Origin of the sequence: Thioalkalivibrio halophilus (genome assembly GCF_001995255.1) — a bacterium.
GTDB classification, from domain to species: Bacteria; Pseudomonadota; Gammaproteobacteria; order Ectothiorhodospirales; family Ectothiorhodospiraceae; genus Thioalkalivibrio; species Thioalkalivibrio halophilus.
In genome coordinates, this window is the sequence record NZ_MUZR01000093.1 from 1 (window position 1) to 5932 (window position 5932).

The window sequence follows — 5932 nt, forward strand, 5'->3', positions numbered from 1 at the left end:
GTGCAGGGCCGCGGCACTGCGCTCGGGCTCGCCGAACACCAGCTGGCCGTAGATCTCGTCCATGATCACCAGCCCGCCGCGGGCCTCCACCACCGCCACGATCTCCGCGAGGGTCTCGCGCGACAGGCAGGTGCCGGTGGGGTTGGCCGGCGACGCCAGCAGCACCGCGCGGGTCGTGTCGCTCCAGGCCGCGGCCACCGCGTCGGCGGTCGGCTGCCAGGCGTCCTCGGCCGACACCACCAGGGGCCGGGGCCGCGCACCCCGGGCCGCGACGAACTGCCGGTTGCAGGCGTAGCCCGGGTCCGGCAGCAGAACCCCCTCCCCGGGATTCACGCCGGCCGCCAGCGCCAGCAGGATGGCCGCCGAGGCCCCGGACGTGACCACGACCCGTTCCGGGTCCACTTCGGCCGCGTGGCGGTTGCGGTAGTCCTGCGCGATCGCCCGGCGCAGTTTTTCGCGCCCGTGCGCCGGCGTGTAGCGGGTTTCCCCGGCGGCCAGGGCGATCTCGCCGGCGGACACCACGCCACGCGGGGTCACGAAATCCGGCTCGCCGACCTCCAGATGGATGATGTCGCGGCCGGCACGCTCGGCCGCCTGGGCGCGGTCGAGGATGTCCATCACGCGGAACGGCTCGACCACCTGCGCGAAATCCGACAGGGCGGGCTCAGCGCTTGCGGACATGACGCATCAACCTTTTGCGTTTCTGCTGCTGGCGCGGCGTGAGCTTGTTGCGCCGGCCGGCGTAGGGGTTCTTCCCGGAACGGAACTCCAGCCGCAGGGGCGTCCCCACCAGCTTCAGCTGGCGGCGAAAGAAGTTCTCGAGATAGCGCTTGTAGGCCCCGGGCAGACGGTCGGTCTGGTTGCCATGGATCACGACCACCGGCGGGTTCTGTCCGCCCTGGTGGGCGTAGCGCAGCTTGATCCGCCGCCCGCTGACCAGCGGCGGCGCATGCTCGGCCACCGCGGCCTCCAGCAACCGGGTCAGCTCCGGGGTGGAGATGTCCACGAACGCACTGGCGTGGGCCTCGCGCACGTCGTCCAGCAGGTGCCCGACGTTGGTGCCGTGCAGGGCCGAGATCAGGCGCATCCGCGCGTAATCGACGAAACCGAGGCGGCGCTGCATCTCGGACCGGACCCACTCGCGATCATCCGGGTCCATGCCGTCCCACTTGTTCACGGCCACCACCAGCGCACGGCCGGCATCGATCACCAGCCCCAGCAGGTGGGCGTCCTGATCCGAAAGACCGGCACGCGCGTCGATCACCATAATGACCACGTGCGCGGCCTCGATCGCCTGCAGGGTCTTGACCACGCTGAACTTCTCGACGGTCTCGTGGACCCGGGCACGGCGCCGCACCCCCGCGGTGTCGATCAGGGTATAGTCCTGATCCTCGCGCGTGAACGGCACGAAGATGCTGTCGCGGGTGGTACCCGCCACCTCGGTGGCGACCACCCGTTCGTCGCCGAGGATCCGGTTGACCAGCGTGGACTTGCCGGCATTGGGCCGCCCCACCACCGCGACACGGATACCCGGCCAGTCGTCCAGGGCGGCCTGCTGGGCGTCCACGTCGAGGCCGTCGCCGGCGCCCTCGCCTTCACCACCCGCCGCTTCCCGATCCCGGGCCACGTCTTCCCGCACCGCCTGCATCAGGCCGCGCACACCGCGACCGTGAGTCGCCGCGATCGGGGTCACTTCACCCAGCGCGAGGGCGTAAAACTCCGCACTGACCACGTCGGCGTCCAGGCCGTCGGTCTTGTTAACGATGACCCGGACGCGCGCGCCACTGGCGCGCAGCTGTTCGGCGATCGCCTCGTCCTGCGGTGTCAGACCGTCGCGCGCATCCACCATGAACAGGACGTGATCGGCCTCGGCGACCGCGCGGCGGGTCTGTTCGGCCATGGCCCGGTCGACCCCGTCTTCCTCGCCGGACAGGCCGCCGGTGTCCACCACCATGTAGGGAAACTCGCCCACCCGGCCAATACCATACTGGCGGTCGCGGGTCAGACCGGGCATGTCCGCAACCAGCGCGTCGCGCGAGCGGGTGAGCTGATTGAACAGGGTCGACTTGCCCACATTCGGGCGGCCGACCAGCGCGATGACGGGGATCATGAGGGGATCAGGCGTCCTCGTCGATGCGCGCGTCGATCGCAGTCAGCCGACCATTGTCGGTAATCACGTACAGGGTATCGCCCGCCAGCACCGGCCGTGCCACCACGGCGCCACGCGCCACGCGGGTGCGGGCGGCGAATTCGCCGTCTTCCAGGTCGAGCCAGTGCAGGTAGCCCTCGAAATCGCCGACGATGGCGTAACCCTCGTGAACCACCGGCGCGGTCACCCCGCGCAGGCGCAGGCCCGCGTTTTCCCACAGATCCCCGCCGTTGCGCGGATCCACCGCGCGCACGTGGCTATCGGCGTCGCTGACCACCATCACGTTGCGGCTGATCGAGACATCCCCGCCCTGATAGGACGAGAACTCCCGGTCCCAGTAGAGCTCGCCGGAATTGAGATCCACCGCGGCCATGCGCCCCTGGTAGCTGACACCCAGCGCCGCACCGCGGTAGACCGGGATATGGCCATCCACGTCCACCATGCGCTCGACCTCGGAGCGGCCGGTGGGCACGCCCAGGGTCGCCTCCCACAGGGTGTTGCCGCGGGTGAGGCCCAGCATCATCAACCGACCGTCATCAAAGCCGGCCAGCACGCGCCCGCCGACGATCTGTGGCACGTGCGCCCCGCGCAGACTCAGTGCCGGCGTAGTCCGCAGCGCGGTCCACTGCACCGCGCCGGTTGCCGCGTCCATGGCGTGCACCCGCCCGTCATTGGTGCGCGCGATCACCATTCCCGACGCGACCTCCGAGATCCCGATGACTTCGCTGGAGAGCTGATTCCGCCAGCGCTCGCCTTCGCCGTCATCGCTCACCGCAATCGCCAGACCTTCCAGCGTCCCCACAACCACGATGCCCTCGCCGACGCCCACGCCCGAAGCGATGCGCACGTCGTCCAGTCGCGTCTGCCAGGCGCGGGCGCCGGATTCCCGGTCGTGCGCCACGATCCGGCCATCCGCGCCGGCCGCGAACACCCGGTCGTCCTCGATCGCCGGATAGACTTCCCAGAGGAAGCGATCCCCGCCCCGCCCCAGCGAGGCCGACCAGCGCTCGGAGGGTTCGCCGCGCACTTCGAAATCAGTCAGTTCCGCCGGAGGCTCGCTCTCATCCCGGGAAAACAGGCCACAGGCACTCAGTGACAGTGCCAGGCCCGCCACCGCGAACCACTGCAGGGCGTAGCGAATTTTCGCGAAATGATCCATGTCGGCGGGCGTCCTCACGCGGAGAGATCCTCGAATTTCAGTTGCAGGTATTCCGGGCTGTGGCCGGCGTCCAGGGCCTCGCGGTAGCGCTCGCGGGCAGTGTCGTGGTCACCCCGGGCACGTGCCAGATCCCCGTCGAGTTCCAGCCGCAGGCCGCGGAATGCATCGTGCTCGACGGTCGCAAGGACCGATGCGGCTTCGTCCAGGGCCTCGGTCCGGATGAGCTGACGCACCAGCCGCAGACGGAACAGCGCACGATGGCCGTCATCCGGGGCGGCGTCCACCGCCTCGCGCAGGGCAGCGACCGCGGCGTCGCGTTCACCGCCGGCCAGGGCCACCTCGGCGCGATGGGCCCAGGCCAGCGCCACGTAGGGCGTGCGCCCGCCATGTTCGATCAGTTGCCGGACCATTTCGTCGGCCTGCTCGTACTGGCCGGCGCGCATGCTGAACTGCAGCGCCTGGTACATCTCCGAGGCCTGCTCGGCACGTTCGGCCTGCTGACCGCTCCACCAGTTGTAGCCGAACAGGCCGGCGATCCCGAGTACCAGCCCGGCGATGACCGCCATGCCGTTGTCGGACCACCACTGCTTGATCCGTTCCGCCTTTTCTTCGTCGGTGAGATAACTCATGTCAGGTATTCCTTCAGGATTGCAGGGCGGTGTCCATATGCGCGGACAGATCGGCACGCGCCACGGTCTGCTGTTCGCCGCCCTCGCCGCGCAGCGGCTTGACGGTCACGGTGCCCGCCGCGGCCTCGTCGGGCCCCAGTACCAGCGCCACGCGCGCACCCAGCCGGTCCGCGCGTTTCATCTGCGATTTCATGCTGCCACCGCCGCAGTGCTGTACCAGTTGCAGATCGGGACGCGCCTCGCGAAGTTCCTCGGCCAGGCGCAGCGCCTCGCCCGTCTGTTCCGTATCCGGCACCACCAGATAGGCGTCCGGCACCCCCGCCGCCGGCGCGTCTTCGCGGGCCTCCAGCAGGGCCACCAGGCGTTCCAGCCCCATGGCCATGCCGATTGCCGGCGTCCCGCGGCCACCCAGCTGCTCCACCAGGCCATCGTAACGGCCACCGGCGCACACCGTACCCTGCGCCCCCAGCTCGTCGGTGATCCACTCGAACACCGTATGGGTGTAGTAGTCCAGCCCGCGCACAAGACGCGGGTTGTGCTCCCACGCGATGCCCAGCGCATCCAGGTGACCGCAGAGCGCATCGAAATGCGCTCGCGATTCGGCGTCCAGATGGTCCATCAGCGACGGGGCCGTGGCCACCACCTCGCGGGTCCCCGGATCCTTGCTGTCGAGGATGCGCATGGGATTGTCGTACAGCCGGTTGCGGGCCTCTTCGTCCAGCTGCTCGCGATGTGCCTCGAAGTGCGCGATGAGGTGCTCCCGATACTGCGCGCGGCACTCCGGGGTTCCCAGCGTGTTGAGCTCGAGGCGCACATTGCTCAGACCGAGCATGCGCCACAGACGCGCGGTCATCGCCAGGACCTCGGCATCGATGTCCGGTCCCGGCAGCCCGAACACCTCGACTCCGACCTGATGGAACTGGCGATAACGCCCTTTCTGCGGACGCTCGTGGCGGAACATCGGACCCATGTACCACAGCCGCTGAACCTGATTGTGCAGCAGCCCGTGCTGGATACCGGCGCGCACGCAACTCGCCGTGGCCTCCGGGCGCAGGCTCAGGCTGTCACCGTTGCGGTCCTCGAAGGTGTACATCTCCTTTTCCACGATGTCGGTGACATCGCCGATGGATCGCGCGAACAGCTCCGTGGCCTCCACCAATGGCATGCGGATCTCGTGGTAACCGTAGCGCGTCAGCAGGTCGCGCAACTGGTCCTCGAGGTGCTGCCACAGGTGAACGCTGTCGGGCAGGATGTCGTGCATCCCGCGAATGGATCGGATGGCTTTCATCGGGTGTATTCGGATTGGTATCGGGTTGGGGCGCGCCGAATGATGCGCGCCTGATTATTCTTCCAGATCGAAGCGGGCCGTCCGGTCGTCACGGACATGCTCGTCAAATGCCACCGGCTCGCCGTTCAGCGTGAGATCCACGCCGGCGGCATTGCCCAGGACCGCACGTCCGGGGAGTTCCAGCTGCAGTTGCTCGCGCGTGCCCGGCGACAGCACGCCGGTCAGGACCACCGCCCCGTCCGCGTCACGGATCTCCACCCAGGAGGTCTCGCGGATCTCGAGGATCAGTTCGGCCCGCCCGTCCGCGGACGGCGCCGATTCGGCCTCCCCGGTCGTTCCCTCGGTGATTTCCTCGGGGACTTCGACGACTTCGGTTTCCTCGCCGGCCGCACCGGCCTCGTCCACCGGGGCCGGCGCGACCGGTTCGTCGATCCCCGCATCCTCGGGCACGGTATCCATGCCCCTGTCCGCTGCGGTGTCCTCCGACGCCTCCTCCGCAGCCGGATCACGTTCCGGCCGGGCCAGGGGTTCTGGCGGACCGATGGCCGGCGTTTCGGCCTCAACGGTCCCTGTTTCCGTGTCGGGGACAGTGTCGCCCTCGGTGGCGGCCCCGGGCTCATCTTGTGGCCGATCTTCAGCGGGCTCTTGCCCTGCCGGCTCTGGAAACGGAGACCACACCGGACGAGCCGGCAGGGCAAGAGCCCGCT

General features: G+C 69.1%; 6 protein-coding genes. All 6 read right to left on the reverse strand.

Going from position 1 to position 5932, the window contains the following annotated elements; translation table 11 throughout:
* Nucleotides 1–681, reverse strand: a 681-nt coding sequence (locus B1A74_RS13915; protein ID WP_143592272.1) for an aminotransferase class I/II-fold pyridoxal phosphate-dependent enzyme, incomplete at its 3' end; no start/stop codon positions are given.
* Nucleotides 665–2110, reverse strand: coding sequence for a ribosome biogenesis GTPase Der (der, locus tag B1A74_RS13920; RefSeq protein ID WP_077244978.1), 1446 nt, complete (start codon nt 2108–2110; stop codon nt 665–667). The genes der and B1A74_RS13915, both read right to left, overlap by 17 nt.
* A gap of 7 nt (nt 2111–2117) precedes the next feature.
* Nucleotides 2118–3308: an outer membrane protein assembly factor BamB gene (gene bamB, locus B1A74_RS13925; protein WP_077244979.1), complete on the reverse strand. Its 1191-nt coding sequence runs from the start codon at nt 3306–3308 to the stop codon at nt 2118–2120.
* A 14-nt stretch (nt 3309–3322) separates the two neighbouring features.
* Complete coding sequence (locus B1A74_RS13930) at nt 3323–3937, reverse strand: YfgM family protein (RefSeq protein ID WP_077244980.1); 615 nt, start codon at nt 3935–3937, stop codon at nt 3323–3325.
* A 13-nt stretch (nt 3938–3950) separates the two neighbouring features.
* Nucleotides 3951–5225 (reverse strand): histidine--tRNA ligase, encoded by a 1275-nt coding sequence (hisS, locus tag B1A74_RS13935; protein WP_026331455.1) that lies wholly within the window; start codon nt 5223–5225, stop codon nt 3951–3953.
* Between the two features lie 54 nt (nt 5226–5279).
* On the reverse strand, nt 5280–5932 hold a 653-nt coding region (locus B1A74_RS14570; RefSeq protein WP_143592273.1), incomplete at its 5' end, for a RodZ domain-containing protein.